Source organism: Sandaracinus amylolyticus, assembly GCF_021631985.1.
Taxonomy (GTDB): Bacteria; Myxococcota_A; Polyangia; order Polyangiales; family Sandaracinaceae; genus Sandaracinus; species Sandaracinus amylolyticus_A.
This window is the reverse complement of record NZ_CP070225.1, coordinates 445887-462000: the sequence shown is the minus strand read 5'-3', so window position 1 is coordinate 462000 and position 16114 is coordinate 445887. Positions and strand designations below refer to the sequence as shown.

General features: G+C 72.0%; 18 protein-coding genes. 7 read left to right on the top strand and 11 right to left on the bottom strand.

Features of this window, described 5'->3' with window-relative positions; all coding sequences use genetic code 11:
• Positions 1-204 precede the first annotated feature (204 nt).
• Complete coding sequence (locus tag I5071_RS01895) at positions 205-732, top strand: FKBP-type peptidyl-prolyl cis-trans isomerase (protein WP_236520149.1); 528 nt, start codon at positions 205-207, stop codon at positions 730-732.
• Here I5071_RS01895 and I5071_RS01890 read toward each other — a convergent pair.
• Positions 716-1228 (bottom strand): DUF2505 domain-containing protein, encoded by a 513-nt coding sequence (locus tag I5071_RS01890; RefSeq protein WP_236520148.1) that lies wholly within the window; start codon positions 1226-1228, stop codon positions 716-718. The genes I5071_RS01895 and I5071_RS01890 overlap by 17 nt on opposite strands.
• A 231-nt stretch (positions 1229-1459) precedes the next feature.
• On the opposite strand from I5071_RS01890, the gene I5071_RS01885 reads away from it, so the two are divergent.
• Positions 1460-2161 carry a Sua5/YciO/YrdC/YwlC family protein gene (locus I5071_RS01885; RefSeq protein ID WP_236520147.1) on the top strand — a complete coding sequence of 234 codons (702 nt, stop codon included), beginning with the start codon at positions 1460-1462 and terminating at the stop codon, positions 2159-2161.
• A gap of 66 nt (positions 2162-2227) precedes the next feature.
• Here the strand turns inward: I5071_RS01885 and I5071_RS01880 are convergent, their stop codons facing one another.
• The 4 genes from I5071_RS01880 to I5071_RS01865 all read right to left on the bottom strand — a co-directional run bounded on the left by I5071_RS01880 (position 2228) and on the right by I5071_RS01865 (position 6459).
• Entirely contained in the window at positions 2228-2569 is a 342-nt protein-coding gene (locus I5071_RS01880) for a hypothetical protein (protein ID WP_236520146.1), read from the bottom strand.
• A complete protein-coding gene (locus I5071_RS01875; protein WP_236520145.1) occupies positions 2566-2889 on the bottom strand; it encodes a hypothetical protein in 324 nt (107 codons plus the stop codon). The genes I5071_RS01880 and I5071_RS01875 overlap by 4 nt, the downstream gene beginning before the upstream one ends.
• A 168-nt stretch (positions 2890-3057) precedes the next feature.
• Positions 3058-5058, bottom strand: a complete 2001-nt coding sequence (locus I5071_RS01870) for a hypothetical protein (RefSeq protein WP_236520144.1) — start codon at positions 5056-5058, stop codon at positions 3058-3060.
• A gap of 528 nt (positions 5059-5586) precedes the next feature.
• On the bottom strand, positions 5587-6459 hold the full coding sequence (locus I5071_RS01865; protein WP_236520143.1) for a TolB family protein: 873 nt from the start codon (positions 6457-6459) through the stop codon (positions 5587-5589).
• Between the two features lie 107 nt (positions 6460-6566).
• Between I5071_RS01865 and I5071_RS01860 the strand changes: the two genes are divergently transcribed.
• The 4 genes from I5071_RS01860 to I5071_RS01845 all read left to right on the top strand — a co-directional run bounded on the left by I5071_RS01860 (position 6567) and on the right by I5071_RS01845 (position 10319).
• The gene (locus I5071_RS01860) at positions 6567-7238 is read left to right on the top strand and encodes a class I SAM-dependent methyltransferase (protein WP_236520142.1); all 672 of its coding nucleotides are present in this window, start codon (positions 6567-6569) and stop codon (positions 7236-7238) included.
• Between the two features lie 38 nt (positions 7239-7276).
• On the top strand, positions 7277-8683 hold the full coding sequence (locus I5071_RS01855) for a WD40 repeat domain-containing protein (RefSeq protein ID WP_236520141.1): 1407 nt from the start codon (positions 7277-7279) through the stop codon (positions 8681-8683).
• Positions 8684-8858: 175 nt separating this feature from the next.
• Entirely contained in the window at positions 8859-9032 is a 174-nt protein-coding gene (locus tag I5071_RS01850; protein WP_236520140.1) for a hypothetical protein, read from the top strand.
• 9 nt (positions 9033-9041) lie between these two features.
• Complete coding sequence (locus I5071_RS01845; RefSeq protein WP_236520139.1) at positions 9042-10319, top strand: NADase-type glycan-binding domain-containing protein; 1278 nt, start codon at positions 9042-9044, stop codon at positions 10317-10319.
• On the opposite strand, the gene I5071_RS01840 is transcribed toward I5071_RS01845, so the two are convergent.
• From I5071_RS01840 to I5071_RS01830, 3 genes are all read right to left on the bottom strand, one after another.
• Positions 10320-11399: a hypothetical protein gene (locus tag I5071_RS01840; protein WP_236520138.1), complete on the bottom strand. Its 1080-nt coding sequence runs from the start codon at positions 11397-11399 to the stop codon at positions 10320-10322.
• A 144-nt stretch (positions 11400-11543) separates the two neighbouring features.
• The gene (locus I5071_RS01835; protein WP_236520137.1) at positions 11544-12125 is read right to left on the bottom strand and encodes an HD domain-containing protein; all 582 of its coding nucleotides are present in this window, start codon (positions 12123-12125) and stop codon (positions 11544-11546) included.
• Between the two features lie 124 nt (positions 12126-12249).
• A complete protein-coding gene (locus I5071_RS01830) occupies positions 12250-12939 on the bottom strand; it encodes a hypothetical protein (RefSeq protein WP_236520136.1) in 690 nt (229 codons plus the stop codon).
• Between the two features lie 67 nt (positions 12940-13006).
• Between I5071_RS01830 and I5071_RS01825 the strand changes: the two genes are divergently transcribed.
• Positions 13007-13579: a TlpA family protein disulfide reductase gene (locus I5071_RS01825; RefSeq protein ID WP_236520135.1), complete on the top strand. Its 573-nt coding sequence runs from the start codon at positions 13007-13009 to the stop codon at positions 13577-13579.
• A gap of 2 nt (positions 13580-13581) precedes the next feature.
• Here the strand turns inward: I5071_RS01825 and I5071_RS01820 are convergent, their stop codons facing one another.
• The 3 genes from I5071_RS01820 to I5071_RS01810 form a co-directional block, all read right to left on the bottom strand.
• Positions 13582-14322: a hypothetical protein gene (locus I5071_RS01820; protein WP_236520134.1), complete on the bottom strand. Its 741-nt coding sequence runs from the start codon at positions 14320-14322 to the stop codon at positions 13582-13584.
• A 109-nt stretch (positions 14323-14431) separates the two neighbouring features.
• Complete coding sequence (locus I5071_RS01815) at positions 14432-14881, bottom strand: PQQ-binding-like beta-propeller repeat protein (protein WP_236520133.1); 450 nt, start codon at positions 14879-14881, stop codon at positions 14432-14434.
• A gap of 13 nt (positions 14882-14894) precedes the next feature.
• Positions 14895-16100 (bottom strand): FHA domain-containing protein, encoded by a 1206-nt coding sequence (locus I5071_RS01810; RefSeq protein ID WP_236520132.1) that lies wholly within the window; start codon positions 16098-16100, stop codon positions 14895-14897.
• Positions 16101-16114: the final 14 nt, after the last annotated feature.

Genomic DNA, 16114 nt, shown 5'->3' with positions numbered 1-16114 from the left:
CGTCCTCCGTCGTTCTCGGTGGCGCCGTTGCCGCCGTGGAGGGGATCTACGTCGTGGGCACGAGCCCGAGGAGTAACATCGGTGGCGCAATCGGCGTTCTCGATGCGACGTGATCAACGCGTGGAGCTCGGCGAGCGCACCTCGATCTTCCGCACACGGCGTGAGCGCTTGCCCTGACACGAGCGCGCGACGAACATCCGCGCGATGCGCGCCCTCATCGCTCTCGTCCTCGTGCTCGCGGCCGGCTGTGGAGCGCGCCGCGCCGAGCCCTCGTCGGCCGACGCGCAGGCCACGAACGGCGCGGAGACGCCCGAGCCGACGCCGCCTCCGGACGGCCCGTGCTCGAGCTGGGATCCGAGCGCCGATCCCACCACGCCTCCGCTCGACGTCGCGGCGCCGCCGCCCACCGCGAATCGAGGCCGCGACGGCCTGCGCTTCTGCATCCTGCGGCCGGGGTCGGGCCAGCGGCGCCCCACGCGCGACGATCGTGTCCGCGTGCACTACACCGGCTGGACCACCGACGGACGCATGTTCGACAGCTCGCACACCCGCGGCGAGCCCGCGTCGTTCCCGCTCTCGGAGGTCATCCGCGGCTGGACCTACTCGCTCGAGTCGATGACCGTGGGGCAGGTGCGCCGGGTGTGGATCCCCGAGGAGCTCGCGTACCAGGGCCGCGCCGGCTCGCCGGCGGGCATGCTGGTGTTCGACATCGAGCTCATCGCGATCGAGTGAGCCACGTGTCGAGGAGCGCGCGCTCCTTCGCCCAGGCGGCGCGGGTCTCCTTCTCCGCGACGGCCTCGATCATGCCGCCGACGCCGAAGAGCTTGGCCTCGATCACGAGCTCGTCGGTGCGGCGCGAGCGGCCTTCGCCGGTCGCGGTCACGCGGATCGTCCCGCGCGTCGTGACGACGTCCTTCCTCGGCTTGGCCCGCGGGTCGAGCTGACTCGGCTGCACCATCCGCCAGGTCCACTCGTTCTTCGCGCGATCGAGCGAGCCGTGATCCTCGTACGCGAAGCCGTCGCCGAGCAGCGCCTCGATGGGGCCCGGGAGGTTCATCTTCGGCACGACGCGGAGCTTCCGCGAAGAGTCCGTCACCTCGAGCACCTCGCAGGCCTTGTAGCCGAGCGCGCCGAGGTAGAGCGCTCGCACGTACTCGGGATCGAGGTAGACGCGCCAGAAGCCCTCGGGCGGGCAGGACAGATCGAACGACTCGGTCGCAGTCCGCATGCGCCGCCGCTCTACGGCGGCCTGCAGATCGGAGCAACCCACCCATCGCGGCCAGGACCCGTTCGTGGTCGACGACTCGGTGCTCACGGGCACGTCGCGCGCGCGCTCGGTCGAGCAAGCGTTGCGCGTCGGGCAAGTCCCGCGCGCCCTCGGACGAGGGCGTTCGTCGTCGATTCGCGGCCTGCCGCGCCTCCCCCATCGGGCACGTGCGTTGAATCGAGGTCGCCTGCCATGACGGACACGACGAACACCGAGCGCGAGACGATCGACGGCGCCTACCGCGTGCTGACCGACGGAGGGCTCGTGCTGATGCCCACCGACGTCGGCTACGGGCTCGTCGCGATGAGCGACGACGCGATCCGCCGCATCTACGAGCTGAAGCAGCGCCCGGCCTCGAAGCCATGCGTCACCGTCGTCGACCTCGAGATCGCGCGCGAGGTGTCGGTCGCGCGCGATCCGCGCGTGTGGAGCTGGCTCGAGCAGGTCTCGCGCGATCGACCGATCGCGGTCGTGCAGCAGGTGCGCGCGTCGTCGCGCCTGCTCGCGGCCGCGTCGCCGTACCTTCGCGAGCAGGCGACGCAGTCGGGCACGATCGCGACGTTCTTCAACGCAGGCACGCTGGTGACCGCGCTCGCGCGCCGCGCGCTCGCGGACGGGCGCATCGTGGTCGGCTCGTCGGCGAACGCGTCGTCGCACGGCAACAACTTCTCGCTCGACGAGGTGCCCGCTCCGATGCGCGCGGGCGCGGACCTCGTGATCGATCGCGGCCCCGCGCGCTACCGCAACCCGGAGCGCCTCGCGACGACGATGCTCGACCTGATCGCCGGGCGCTTCCAGCGTCGCGGCATCGAGGTCGCGGCGATCGAGGAGTCGTGGCGCGCGTTCGGGCGCGAGGTGCTCGACGCGACCGACGAGCACGTCGTCGCGCGCTGACCGCGATCGCGACGCGGTGGCCCGCCGAGCTCCGATGCGGGCGCGGCGAGCGAACGAGGCTCCGGGTCAGACGCCGGGACGATCGACCGTGCCCTCTCGCGCTCCGCGAGCGCGCTTCGCCTCGCGCACCATCAGCGCGACCGCGGCGATCGCGAGCACGCCGACGAGGACGCGCTCGAGCACGAGCTGGAACGAGATCGCGAGCATGTGCGCCTCGAGCGCCTGGAAGATCGTGTCGTGGTCGATCGACGAGACCGCGCGACGGCAGAACGCGGACACCAGCCCGACCGCGGCCGCCGATGCGAGCGCGTATCCGGTGCGGGGCAGCGTGGGGCGGACCTGCGTCAGCGCGCCGACGATCACCGCGAGCGACACGAGATGATAGGTGGCGAAGAGGACCCAGCTCATCGGCGCGCCTCCCGGGCGACGGTCACCGCCGCGAACATCAGGAGGCCCCAGAACGCCGCGTGCCCCACGGCGTGCAGGCACGAGCTCGCGGACCCGAGCGCCTCGGCGGGCGCGTCGTCCTGGAGGCGCGCGCGGTAGATCACGACGTCGCCGCAGAACGCGACGAAGGCGCGCACGCCGCCCGCCGCGGCGACCGCGTACCCGGCGCTCGCGCTCACCGAGCGCACGAGCGTCGCGCCCATCGCGAGCAGGACGAGCGCCAGGAGCATCGAGATCCCGGCGACGACGAACGTGAAGGTCTCGAACGGGCTCAGGTCCATGGAGCTCCCGACCTACACTGTCGCGCCCCGCACGCCGCGCCACTTACGGATGCTTCGCAGCTCGCTCGACGGAGGCTCGCGAGGTCCCCGAGACGCTCGCGCGAGACGTCGCGCGCCACGGGATCGGAGTCGATCCCGTGGCGCGCATGACCTCTCGGCCTCGCGAGATCAGGTGCCGGTGAACGTGCACACGGCGCCGACGCACGAGTACCCCGCGGGGTAGCCGCGCTCGTCGCACTGGGCGTCGGTCACGCACTCGCTCCCGCAGCCGGTCTCGCAGTCGTTCCCCTCGGGGTCGCACGCGGTGCGGCACACGCCGGTGCCGTTCTCGTAGCAGGGCGCGAACGCGTCGGGGTCGTCGCACGCGAGCTCGAAGCAGCGCGCGCCACCCGGGTAGTCGTGGATGCAGACCGCCTGGGGGTCGTTGAAGAGGCGCCGGCAGTCCGCGACGCACGCGAAGTCGGGCGGGCCGCGATCGTCGCGGTAGCAGTGGCCGAGGCCGCCGCCGCCCTGGGTGTCGGCGCCGTAGCAGCTGAGGCCGATGGCGCACTGCTCGTCGCTCTCGCACTCGCAGCCGGCGGGGCGGTTGTTGCCGCCGTCTCCGGCGGGCTGGCAGCGGGTGCACACGCCGACGGTCGTGCTCGCGCTGAACGTCGTCGTCACGCACGTCATCTCGCCCTCGTGATCGGGACAGAACTGCGTCGGCAGATAGTCTCCGTCGGGCGCGCCGGTGCTCGGCACCTGATCGCAGATGCAGCCCTCTTCACCGGCGACGTCGCAGGGCGCGGGCGGCGGATCGCCGCTCGACGGCCAGCGCACCATCTCGCGGGTGCGCACCGCGCGGCCGAAGTGGTGGATCATCTGCGCGTACACGTCGACGGCGCGCGAGGCGATGTCGCGGTGGAGGCAGTCGTTGCCGTTCAGCGCGACGTACGTCGCGAGCTCGTGCGCCGCCTCGGCGCCGTAGATCGGCTGCGGCTCCGCGACGTCGGTGAGGCAGTTCGATCCGTGGCCGTGGGTGTGGGTATCGAGGAGCGCGACGCCGCCGACGAACATCCAGTGGAGCGGCTCGTGGATCATCAGGCGGATGCGGCTGTCGGCGTCGTGCTCGGTGAAGAAGCGCGTGCAGATGTTGAGCTCGCCGCGATCGAAGTGATGCGCGGAGGGCGGCGAGCCGATGTTGCACACGTTGGTCTCGCCGGCCGGCGGGCAGTAGAGCCGCACCGTCTGGCGGCCGTGCTTCATCGTGCGGAAGACCCGCCACACGTCCTCGACGCCCTCGTGCACGCGCTCGAAGCGACCGGTGTCGTACTCGCCGTACCACCACTCGGGCGCGACGGTCGGGGCGGTGAGCTCGCCGTGCACGTCGCGGCCCTGCGCGCCCCACGCGAACTCGCGATCGGCGAACGAGCGCGTCTCGAGCCACTCGACCAGCAGGTACGCCCAGAACGTCTCGATGTGCGCGCGGGCCCACGCGGCGCGGATCTGCGAGCAGCGCGTGAGGTCCTCGCAGCCGGTGAGCACCGGCAGCCGGATCGGCGGCATGTCGCGCGGGATCTGCGGCGCGAGGCCCTGGAACGCGGTGGTGAGGCAGCCCGGCGGCAGGGTGCGCGAGGGCGGCCCGACGGGGCGCGCGGGCGCGCCGCTCGCGTCGATCGACGACAGGCTCAGCTCGAAGCCGCGCGTGGTCTCGGTGAACGACGCGACGATCGAGGCGCCGAGCAGCTCGCGCGAACCGATGTGGAGCGCGAGATCGGAGGGCGTCGGGCGCGCCGTCGGGCTGCCCGAGTTGACGACGTGGACGGTCGTTCCGTCGATGTCGAGCTCGGCGTAGGTCGAGCCGTCGGCGGTGGTCCGGATCGCGCCCTCGTCGATGTCGATCGCGATGCGCACCGCGGTCTCGCGGGGGAACGCGCTCGTCGCGATCGACTGACCGGCGCGCGCGAGCTCGTGCACGCGACGAACGAGCGCGGAGTCGTCGGGCTCGCTCACGTCCTCGTCGACGGTGCCGACGTCGGGCTCGACACAATCGGCGGGCTCGGGATCGAGCCCGGAGTCCGGCGTGCCGGAGCCCGCGTCGAGGTCGGGGGTTGGATCGGCTGGCGCCGGCGTGCACGCGGTGAGCGCAGCGAGCGCGGACCAGAAGACGAACGAGCGAGCACGCATCATCGATCCTCCTCGTCGAAGAGCGGACGAGGCGCCGTAGAGCACCCTTCGTGCCCCGCGTGAATCGCCATGAATCGCGGGCAGATCACGCGATCTCGGGTCGCGAATTGCTGCGAGTCGCGAGATCCTGCGAGCCGTGATCGCGAACCTCCGCGAGCGCGCGCTCGTGCGCGCGAACCATGGCGGCGTCAGCGCCGCCGGCGCTGACGAGCGGGCCCGACGAACGAGGGCCTCAGGCGCTGCCGGCCGGCTCCGCGCCCGGCGCCGGGTCCAGGCCGAGCGCCGACGCGAGGGTGGCCACGACGGTCGGGTGTCCGGTCATCTGCGCGGCGCCCGCGAGGTGCAGCGCGAGGAGCGTCCGCGTCGGCCTTCTCGCGGAGCTCGCGCAGCCGGATCGGCGTGCGGCGGAGCAACGCCCAGCGGAGCGCGAACTGCGTCGCGGCCTCCGCGCGATCCGGCGCGCGTCCGATGTCGCTCGACGCGCGCGACCCCTTCGCCGTCCACCCACGCGCCGCGCTGCTGTCGACCGCGTCAGCGCGGGCAGCGGGTCGCGGTCCAGATGTCGGCGTCGTCGCCGCCGTCTTCGTCCGCTGCGTAGTTGAAGTAGAGCGTCGCGCCGTCGGGAGAGAACGACGGCTTCGAGTCGTCGCTCGCCGAGTTGAGCGCGGTGAGGTTCACCGGCTCGCCGAACGCTGCGTCGACGCTGGTGCGGCGCGCGACCCAGAGGTCGAGCCCTCCGACCCCGCCGGGACGATCCGACGCGAACACGAGCTCGAGGCCGTCGGGCGAGATCGTCATCGAGCTCTCCGCGTGCGGCGTGTCGAGCCCCTCGATCCGCACGAGCGGGACGAACGGCTCGTCGAGCGCGGGCCTCGTCGTCGTCCACAGGTCCACGCTCTCGCCGCCGTCGCGCGAGCTCGCGACGTACGCGGTGAGCCCGTCGCGCGAGAGCTCGACGTCCATCTCGTCGCCGTTCGCGCTGAGGTCACCGAGCGAGTCGGGCGTGACGAACGCGGAGCCTTCGCTGCGGCGCGCGGTCCACACGTCGAGCTCGCTCGTGACGTGCGGCGAGTGCGCGAGGAAGTAGAGCGTCCCGTCGGGGCCCAGCGCGGGCGCGGTCTGGAAGTCGGCGTCGTTGACGCCCACGACGACCTGGGGCGCGCCGAACGCCGACTGCACGTCGGGCCGCCGCGCGACCCAGAGGTCCGAGGTGCCCGGCCCGCCCGCGCGCCACGACGCGAAGTAGATCTCGAGCCCGTCGTTGGTCACGAAGGGCGCCCAGTCGTCGAATCCGACCGAGTTGATGCCCGGCACCGGGCCCACGAGCGCGAGGTCCGGCGTGCATTCTTCGTCGCGCGGCTGGTAGCCGAGCTGCCCGCAGCCAACAGCGAGAACCGCCAACATCACGCTCGCGCAGTGCCAACCACGGAACCACGGCGCTCCGACCATCTCCGGGGATTCTACCCGACCGATGCAAGCGGCTCGTGACGACTTCTTGGTATGACCTCGGCGTGACCCTGCCTCCGCTCCGCACTTCGATCGGCGAGATCCCGCTCCACGAGTACCGGCTCGCGCTGGGGGATCGCGCGTGGTCCTTCCTCCACACCGGCGCGGTCGTCACGATCGACGACGAGCAGCGCTTCCTCGGGCGGGAGCGTGATCGCCTGCCCTACGGCGTGATGTTGTGGCCGGCGTCGATCGCGCTCGCGCACGACGTGCTCACCCGCGCGAACGAGCTGCCGGGCAAGCGCGTGCTCGAGCTCGGCGCGGGCACCGGGGTCCCGGGGATCGTCGCGGCGTCGCTCGGTGCGCGGGTGCTGCAGACCGATCGCGACGACGTCGCGCTGCACGTCTGCGCGATGAACGCCGAGCGCAACCGCGTGAAGGGCATCGAGGTGCGGAGCGCGGACTGGGAGACGTTCACGAGCGACGCGCCCTTCGACGTCATCCTCGGCAGCGACGTGCTCTACGCGACGACGATGCACGAGCGGCTCCGCGCGATCTGCGAGGCCCACCTCGCGCCGGGCGGCGTGGTGCTCTTCTCGGATCCGTTCCGCGCCCAGAGCCTTCCGGTGCTGGAGGCGATGGCCGCCGACGGATGGCGCGTGGGCCTGGCGAAGTGGTCGATCGCGGTCGAGAGCGGGACGCGGACGATCGCGGTGTACGAGCTGTCGCGACCGTGAGGGCTGGCGCTCATCGCGATGTCGATCACCCTCGGCACGTGACCCAGGACGACCTGCTGGAGCGACTCTGGACCGACGTGATCGACACGGTCCCGGAGGTCATCGAGATCGAGCCCGGGACCCACGGCCCGATCGACGCGCTGGATCTCCGGCACGTCGCGCGCCTCGCGCGCTACGACGCGGTCTTCTCGTGGTGCGCGGCGTTCGACGAAGAGGGCGTGCCGATCGCGAGGTGGCTCGCGCGGCGCAAGGGCGATCGGCGGTGGACGCAGCTCGTCACCTACCGCGCGGAGGCGCTCGACGCGCGTCCGCGCGTGCTTCGGCCGGACGAGCCGTTCGGCGACGCGAACACGGCGACGATGCGCCTGCACGACGCGGGTGTGACCGGCGCGCAGCTCGCGACGATCATGACGCGGGAGGGTCTCGCGGCGCTCGATGCGCTCCGCGTGATCCTCCGCGAGCAGACGTTCGAGCCCGGCGAGCTCTGCGGGCTGCACGAGTCGTTGCTCACCTCGGACCCGAGCGGGAACGAAGCGCGGCCGGGGAGCTGGCCACGCGACCCTGAGCGGACGGAGGCGGTGCCCGCGACGACGCGCGCGCCGCTGCTCGAGCTGCGACGGGCGCACGAGCTCGACCTCTCGCCCGACGGAATGCGCGTCGTCGCGGCGACCGGCGGCGCCATCACCGACGTCGCGACGCGCGAGGTCCTCTCGAAGTGCGAGATCCTCGCGAACACGGCGCACGTCCGGTGGTCCCCCGACTCTCGGTGGATCGCCGCAGCGAGCACGTCGGGCCGTATCGCGATCTGCGATGCGCAGAGCGGCGCACGCGCGCGCGTGATTCGCGTCACGAGCGAGGGCACGGCGCCGGTGTTCTCGGCGGACGGCACCGTGCTGTACGCAGGCGACTGGGAGGGCGGCGTCCATGCGTGGGACGTCGCGACCGGACGCGAGCGCGCGCGCAGGCAGACGCCGGGCGCGATGGTGAAGGTCGTGGAGCGCGCGCAGGATGGCGGGATCGTGGCGCTCGTCAGCCATCGCGCCGAGCGCATCGAGCTGGTGTTCCTCTCGCCGGAGCTCGAGCCGATTCGAAGCGTCACGCTCGGGCAGCGGATCGACGACGTCGCGCTCGATCCGAGCGGACACGGCGGCGCGCTCGCGTGCGGACACGGCTGGGTCGCGCGCCTCGATCTCGCGACCGGCGCGCTCTCGGATCGCCACGAGCTCGATGCGCGTCAGGTGACGTACTCGCCGGACGCTCGGTGGTGCGTGGTCACCCTGGGGAACGGGTTCCGCGTGAGCGCATCGGCGGACCTGTCGCGCGGGACCAGCATCGAGATGGAGTACGCGTCGGGGCGCACATCGTTCTCGGCGGACTCGACGCGGATCGCGCTCGCGACGTGGAGCGGCGGTCAGATCTGGGAGCTGGAGACGCTCCTCGCATGAGCGTGGCGGCCGACTGCCGGGCGCGCCTAGTCGGTGGAGGATGCGGTCATCGCGACGATGTGCGGCGCGCCGGTCGGCTGGAACGATCGCCGCAGCACGATGCGCGTCGTCGGGCGGCCCTTCGAAGTCGAATGCGGTCACCACCGCGACGCCGCCGCTCTGACCGAGCAGCCGCGTGAGCGCGCTGCTCGTCGGTCGGGTCGCGCTCGACGAGACGGACACGCTCTCCGCGCAGCACCTGGCGTTCGCTCGGCGGGCCACAGCGCGCCTCGTCCACGTCGATGCGGAGCTTGCTCATCCCGACGATCCATATGCGCCGGGCGAGAGAACGGAGCACGCGTCGCCGTAGACTGCGCGCATGCAGCGGAACGACGTGGCTCGAGGGTGGCTGGGGCTCTGCGTGGTGCTCGCGGTGACGAGCACCGCATCGGCGCAGACGGCGCAGGTCGATCTGCTCCACGCGGTGGGCACCGAGCTCGCAGTGTCGTCGGCGTATCGCGATCAACGCGCGCAGGTGGAGCGTCTCGTCGACGGCGATCCGACGACCGCGTGGAACTCGCGCACCGGCGATCTCGTCGGCGCGTGGATCGAAGCACGCGTCCCTGCCGACGCCGAGGTCACGGGCATCGCGATCGTCCCAGGCTTCGCCCGTCCCGGCGGCACCACCGATCTGTTCACCGGCAACCACCGCGTCGCGCGCATCCGCGTCCTGCGCGAGGGCGTCGAGGTGGGCAGCTTCGCGGTCGCGAACACGCGCCCGCAGCTCGTCACGATCCCGGTGCGCGGCGCGGGCGGCGTGTGGCGCATCGAGATCGTCGAGCTCACGCCGGGCACGCGTGCGGACTGGCGCGAGACGTGTGTCTCGGAGCTCCAGATCCTCGGGCGTGCACCGTCGATGGCGCCCGGCACGCGCATGCCGCGCGTCGCGGTCGGCACGCTACCCGCAGCCGCCGCGCCGGTGGTGGTCGATCCCGTCGCGCTCGAGCGCTCGCAGCGGCGCGACGTCGCGTGGGTGGTGAGCGCATGGCGAGAGCTCCAGTCGTCGTACTTCTCGTTCGCCCAGGACACCGGAGAGCCCCAGCCCGACCCCGAGACGATCCGCGAGACCGAGCGCCAGCGCGCCGCGATCCTGCGGCGGATCACCGAGCTCGTGGAGCCGGTGGATCCGGCGCGCGCCGACGCGATCCGCATCGCGGGCGGACAGCGGCTCGAGGGCGTGGCGTGGCGCTGGGAGCCGACGGTGCTCGCCGATCTCGCGGCGATCAGTGCCGCGCTCGACGTGGTCGCGGCGCGGATCGGGACCGACGAGGCGCGCTGTCGGAGCGCGCGGGCGCAAGCGGAGATCCGGCTCGTGCGGGTCGCAGGGCTCGCGCGGCTCGCGAGCTACTTCGACGAGGTCGCGGAGTCGATGGACGAGAGCGGTGGGCGCGACGCGGTGCGCAGGAGCCGCAGCCTCGAGGCCGACGCCGAAGCGCTGGAGCCGCTCGCCGAGGAGTGGGCGCGCAACTCGCGCGGCGTGGCGACACGCTTGTCGCGGCGCAGCGCGCCGACGGCCGAGAGCGCGGCGACCGACTGGACCGCGCTGCTCGCGCAGATCGCGATCGCCCGCACCGCGTGCGCTTGGCCCAGCCAGTAGTCAGAAGCCGGGCGGCAGATCGAGGCAGCGATCGAGATCGCCGACGATCGCACACCAGCTGAAGCCGGCGATCGAAGCGTCGAGGGCGCGCTGGCAGAACGTGCCGTCGTCGCCCGGCGCGTTGCAGCTCGTGAGGTCGAGGTTGCCTTCGCCGATGCACGCGGCGCACAGCTCGAGGCTCCCCGACTCCGCCATGCACCCGCAGAGCGGAACGACGTCGCAGTCGCAGTGATCGAAGACCCCGGAGCAGCCGTTCGGATCGGGATCGTTCGCGCCGGGATCGAGCGGCGGGCAGAGGTCGTAGCTGCCGCTGCCGTTGTCGCGTCCGTCGCTGTAGCAGCACTGCTGACCATCACCGCATCGGTAGCAGCGACCGAAGTGCTCGAACGCGCCGTCGTCGGCCTCGTAGTACGTGCAGTCGTCGCTCGCGGCGATCTCGCTCTCGAGGAACGGGCACGCATAGCCGGGCACGTCGCGGTTGCACGGCAGGCCGCAGTCGGTGCCGAGGCTCGAGCACGCGTCGTGGCAGGTGCGGTCGCAGTCGCAGCCGCGCTCGACGCCGGCGATCGAGTCGGAGAGGCAGAGCTCGTCGCAGCCCACGTCGTCGAGCGCGGGCTCGAGCTCCACGATCGCGATGTCGAAGCGGCCCTGTCGAGGGAGCTCGACCGTCGCGGTGCAGAGGCCCGCGTCTTCGTGGCTGGTGAACGTCAGCGTGTGCGCGCTGCCCGAGGGCGACTCGCCGTAGGTGGCGCCGCTCGATGCGTCGATGCGCAGGCTCGACGTGTCGTCGCTCGTGACGTCGACCTTCCAGATCGACGTCGCGGGACATGAGAAGTGGAAGTGCCAGCGGCCCGCTTCCCAGGCGGGATCGCTCGCGCACTGCGAGTCGGCGTCGCAGGGCGCCAGGCGCGGCGTGCCATCGAGATCGCGCAGCGGCTCGGGTGAGCCGCCGTCGGGTGGTGGGGCCGCGGCGTCGCGATCGATGCGACCGGCGTCGTCGGGATCCGAAGCGGGCTCGGTTGGGTCGCAGGCGACGATCAGACACGTGACGAACGGAAGGACGTACTGCAACGACTTCACGACATCCGAGCTTCGGTGCTTTCGCTCGGACCGCGCAACTGCGGAGTCGAAGACCGAGCTATCGGCTCGCCCGCCGGTCCCTGCCGTCCGCGCGCGAAGCGCGCTCCCGTCCGGGACCGGCGGGACGAGCACTCCCGCAAGGAATCAGCGCTCTCGCGTGCCGAACCAGCCGTCGCGGAGCGCTTCGTCGAGGCGCGCCTCGATGTGCGCCCAGAGCGCGGGGCAGCCCGCTCGGATCGGCGGCCCGACACGACCCACCACCTGCGCGTGGCTCACGCCGTTCTCGCGCCAGCTCTGCCCGTGGTTCGCGAGGTTGAGCAGCACCGGCATCGCACGATCGACCGCGTGCGCGAAGCGCGCCTCGGCGGTCTCGTTCTCGTCGAGCTCGATCCACAGCGCGAGGAACGCCGAGCGCTGCGGCTCGGGGAGCAGCGCGAAGATGCGCTCCACGCACGCGCGCTCCTTCGACTTCGCGCCGCTGTCCTCGGCGAAGAAGAACGTGTCACCCGCATCGATCTCGCCGATGTCGTGCACCAGCAGCATCGCGATCACGCGCGAGAGATCGATCGAGGGCGGCGCATGGGGCGCGAGCGACGACGCGAGCATCGCGATCTGCCAGCTGTGCTCGGCGGGGTTCTCGTAACGATCGAGCCCGAGCGGGCGGATCTTGCGGGTGACGCGCTTGAGCTTGTCGATCTCGAGGATGAAGTCGACGACCTGCTGCATCGCCGAGAGCTACCACGCGCGCTCAGTCAGCTGGAGTGCTCGCTGGCGGAGGGCCCGCACGGGAGCGTGCGGCGCACGCGGGACGGGAGGGCCCTGCGCCGGCGAGCCGATTTTGGACACTCGGTCAGATCCAGGCGATCTGGTAGGCGACGCTGGTGTCGGTGCGCAGCGCGGTGATCTCGGCGACGTGGACCTTGCGCGTGACGAGCTCGAGGCTCGCCTGGAACGCGCCCGCCCATCCGTGACGCAGGTAGTCGTAGGCGAGGAACGGCATGCCGAGCAGCTCGACGCGCACCTCGCGCGCACCGACGCGGAACACCGCCGCGGTGCCGCCGAGCACGATGCGATCGAGGATCGAGGGCAGCCGCGAGAGCAGCGAGACCGGCTCGGCATCGCCGGTCACGCGGAGCTGCTCGATGATCGTGCGGACGTACGAGCCGTGGACGCGCGTCGCGGACTGGCGGCCCATCTCGAGGATCGCGTTGGGCGCGAGCCCGAGCGTGTCGATCGCGGCGTAGTGCGCGGTGGCGACGTCCATCGTGAGCCACGACGACGCGGTGAGCGCGCGCAAACGGTCGTGCAGCTCGGGAGGCAGCGCCGCGAAGTACTCGGGCTCGAGATAGAACGAGCGCACGAGCTGGAGCGAGGGTGCGATCAGCGCGCCACGCACGTGCGTCGCGAGGGGAATCGCGTCGCGCGACGGCAGCAGCGGCACGATCGCCTCTTCGTTCAGCACGACCTCGATCGTAGCAGCGGCGAGCTCGCAGTCGTTGCTCGCGCGACACCAGCCGGGGTCGCTCGCGATCGAGTGCACACCCGCGCACATGCGCACGTCCGGTGCGCGAGCGTCCGTGAGCTCACGCCTGCTACGATCCTTTCATATGCTCACGCGCTCTCTCGTCTCCGGTCTTCTGTCCGGTGTGATGGTGATCGCCGCCGCGAGCCTTCCGCCGCTTGCTTCTCGTGCTCAGGACACCCCTGCTTCGACGGCCGCCACGCCGGGGCCCGTCGTCGACGCGACGCTCGACTCGATGCGCGGCGGACGGCGCTCGCTCAGCGCCGAGCGCGGCCGGCGCGTCGTCGTGCTCTTCTACGAGGACCGCCCGCACGTCGAGCTCAACGACGCGTTCAAGGGCGAGCTGCTCCGCTTCGTGAGCGACAACCACCTCGGCGAGCGCGTGGTGCCGTACGGCGTGGCGAACCTCGGTGACGTCGGCGCGGTGCCGCAGACGCTGGTGCGCTCGATGATCCAGCCGCTCGTCGATCGCTGGGGCATCGACATCCTGCTCGACTGGGAGGGCGTGATGCGGCGCGCGCCGTTCTCGTTCCGCACCAACGCGGCGAACACCGCGATCGTCGATCGCGAGGGGCGCATCGTGTACCGCCACGCGGGGCGCATGGAAGAGACGCAGCGCCGCGAGTTCTATCGCGCGCTGCGCGGCGCGCTGCGCTGACGTCAGCCCGCGGTGCGCAGGAGCCGCGCGAGGGCGCGTAGGCCGGCGACCAGCTCGCGGTCCTCGCTCACCCGCGCGATCGTGCGCTCGAGCTCGGCGAGCACACGATCGAGCTTCGCGTCGAGCGCCCTCTCCTGCCCTCGCGCGCGCTCGTCGGACTCGCGGATCGCGACGCTCGTCGCGTCGAAGCGCGCGTCGATCGCCTCGAATCGCCGCACGTGCTCGTCGCGCGCCAGCTCGAGCGCACGCACCACGTCGACCCAGCGCATCACGTCCTCGCGCGGATAACGCGCTCGCTCGCGCATGCCGGCAAGTCGCTCCGCGACGTGGCGGTACCCGGCCTCGATCGGGCGCAGGACGATCGCGAGCAGGTAGAACGCCGCGAACGCGTAGCCGACGCGACCTCCGGTGACCGCGCTCGCCACCGCGAGCACCGCCGCCGCGATCCCGTGCAGCGAGACGCACAGCACGAGCAGGCGTGACGCGACCGCTGCGGCCGATGCGCGATCGGCGTCGCTCACCGCGATCCCTCGCGCGACGCTCTCGCGTTGTTCGACCACGAGCGCGCGCGCCTGGAAGTAGAGATCCCAGGGCAGGCGCACCAGCGCGAAGAGCCCGACCAGCGCGACCGCGCCCATCGCCGCGTCGAGCGCGAGCGCCGCCGGGATCCACCCGAGCGCCGCGGCGAGCGCGATGCCGCCGAGGATCACGAGCACGAACGTCCATCGCCAGAAGGCACGCATGGCGAGGCCGCAGAGCGAGCCACGTGCCACGCGAAACCTCGAAGAGTCGACGTCGGCGATGCGCGCGCGTGTACATGGGATGTACGCGTCCGTACATCCCGTGTACACGTCAGTGGGCGCCGCGCTCGTCGCCCTGGCGGATGTTGCCGGGAAACCCGAGCGCGAAGCCGTCGCTGCCGAACACGCCTTCGCGCTTCGCGCTCCACACGCGCTCGCCCGTCATCGTGAAGCACTCGATGGTCGTGCTCGACGCCACGTAGAGGTGGTCGCCGTCGATCACGAACGTCGGGCGCAGCGACGAGGACGCGAGCTTCACCTCGCCGATCTTCGCGCCGGTGCGGTAGTCGAGGCAGAGGATCGCCTCTCGGCTCGTGACGTACACGCGACCGGCGCGGATCTCGAGCTCGACGGCGCCGCCGAGCTTCGCGGTCATGCCGAGGATCTTCGTGGTGAGCTCGTGCTTCCACACGAGCTTGCCGGTCGCTCGCTCGTAGCCGGCGATCTCCGCGTTGCCCGCGATGACCAGGATCGAGCGCTCGTCGGCCGCTTCTCGGTGCATGGCTCTCCCTCGCTCACTCGGTCTCGCCCGCCGCGGGCGCGAGCGTCTCGGTCTTGCCGTCGGGATGGATCGCGACGGCCCACACCTCGCGCCCGTAGGGGCCGCCCGGGACCTCGGCGCTCCAGTCGAGATTGAGCCACACCGCGCACGTCGCGTCGCTGCGGTAGTGCACGCGACGCACTCGGGTGCGCGAGCGCTCGCGGCGATAGTGCGCCTGCAGATCGCGCACGACCTGCTCGGGCTCGCCGGGGATGCAGACCTCGGCGTAGGCGTGACCGCCGCGATCTCCGTCGCTCATCACGACGCGCGCATCACCGCCGATCGCCTCGACGGTCGAGGTCAGCAGGATCGCGAAGTCGTCGCAGTCGCCGACCATCTCGTTCGTGATCGTCTCGCTCGCGCGTGCGAAGTACTCGCTGCCGCGAGGATCGTTCACGTAGCTCCAGCGCGCACGCACGTCGGACCAGATCGCGGCGACCTGACCGACGTTGAATGGGCCCTGCGAGCGCGCGGCGACGCGCGCCGCGAAGTTGCGGGTGGTCGCGTCGGTGGGATCGATCGCGGCGATGATGTTGTCGCGCGGGCCCGCGCGCACCGCCGCTTCCTGCGGGCTGCCGACCGGGGCCTCGTAGGTCTCGTCGTCCTCGGGCGCGACCATGTCCGCGACGCCGCTGTCCTTGCCGACCTGACGCACCGCGCCCGCGATGCGCTCGCGACCGAAGAGCACGACGCCGATCACGATGCCGACGATCGCGGTGACGAGCGACGCGTTGAGCACGCGCAGGCCGAGGCTCGTCTGCTTCTTCGCCTGACCGAGCTCGAGGGTCGCGCCGCACGCGCTGCACTGGATCTCGGCGCGGCGGATCGTGCGTGGGAGGAAGCCGCGGGTGCCGCAGCGACCGCACTCGTAGAGGCGACCGGTGAGCGTCGCCGTGATGGTGTCGGTGCGGCCGCGCCGCAGGAGCGTGGCGAGCGCGGGGTGCGACCACGGGAGCGCGGCGCCGCCGAGCACGACCTCGTCGCCGGGGCGCACCTTCGCGCGCGAGATGCGCTGTCCCGCGACCCACGTGCCGTTCTGGCTCTCGAGGTCCTCCACCAGCACGTGCGCGCCGTCCCAGTGCAAGCGCGCATGGCGCGACGAGACGGTGGGCTCGTCGAGGCGAACGTCGCAGTCGGCGGCACGACCGACGACCACGACCGAACCGCGGGCCTCGCTCATCGGAGCGACATGGT

What these genes read in the sequence shown, in the direction of transcription:
- I5071_RS01895 (WP_236520149.1), top strand. Translation starts at nt 205, where the DNA reads ATGCGCGCCCTCATCGCTCTCGTCCTCGTGCTCGCGGCCGGCTGTGGA.
- I5071_RS01890 (WP_236520148.1), bottom strand. Translation starts at nt 1,228, where the DNA reads ATGCGGACTGCGACCGAGTCGTTCGATCTGTCCTGCCCGCCCGAGGGC.
- I5071_RS01885 (WP_236520147.1), top strand. Translation starts at nt 1,460, where the DNA reads ATGACGGACACGACGAACACCGAGCGCGAGACGATCGACGGCGCCTAC.
- I5071_RS01880 (WP_236520146.1), bottom strand. Translation starts at nt 2,569, where the DNA reads ATGAGCTGGGTCCTCTTCGCCACCTATCATCTCGTGTCGCTCGCGGTG.
- I5071_RS01875 (WP_236520145.1), bottom strand. Translation starts at nt 2,889, where the DNA reads ATGGACCTGAGCCCGTTCGAGACCTTCACGTTCGTCGTCGCCGGGATC.
- I5071_RS01870 (WP_236520144.1), bottom strand. Translation starts at nt 5,058, where the DNA reads ATGATGCGTGCTCGCTCGTTCGTCTTCTGGTCCGCGCTCGCTGCGCTC.
- I5071_RS01865 (WP_236520143.1), bottom strand. Translation starts at nt 6,459, where the DNA reads ATGTTGGCGGTTCTCGCTGTTGGCTGCGGGCAGCTCGGCTACCAGCCG.
- I5071_RS01845 (WP_236520139.1), top strand. Translation starts at nt 9,042, where the DNA reads ATGCAGCGGAACGACGTGGCTCGAGGGTGGCTGGGGCTCTGCGTGGTG.
- I5071_RS01835 (WP_236520137.1), bottom strand. Translation starts at nt 12,125, where the DNA reads ATGCAGCAGGTCGTCGACTTCATCCTCGAGATCGACAAGCTCAAGCGC.
- I5071_RS01825 (WP_236520135.1), top strand. Translation starts at nt 13,007, where the DNA reads ATGCTCACGCGCTCTCTCGTCTCCGGTCTTCTGTCCGGTGTGATGGTG.
- I5071_RS01820 (WP_236520134.1), bottom strand. Translation starts at nt 14,322, where the DNA reads ATGCGTGCCTTCTGGCGATGGACGTTCGTGCTCGTGATCCTCGGCGGC.
- I5071_RS01815 (WP_236520133.1), bottom strand. Translation starts at nt 14,881, where the DNA reads ATGCACCGAGAAGCGGCCGACGAGCGCTCGATCCTGGTCATCGCGGGC.
- I5071_RS01810 (WP_236520132.1), bottom strand. Translation starts at nt 16,100, where the DNA reads ATGAGCGAGGCCCGCGGTTCGGTCGTGGTCGTCGGTCGTGCCGCCGAC.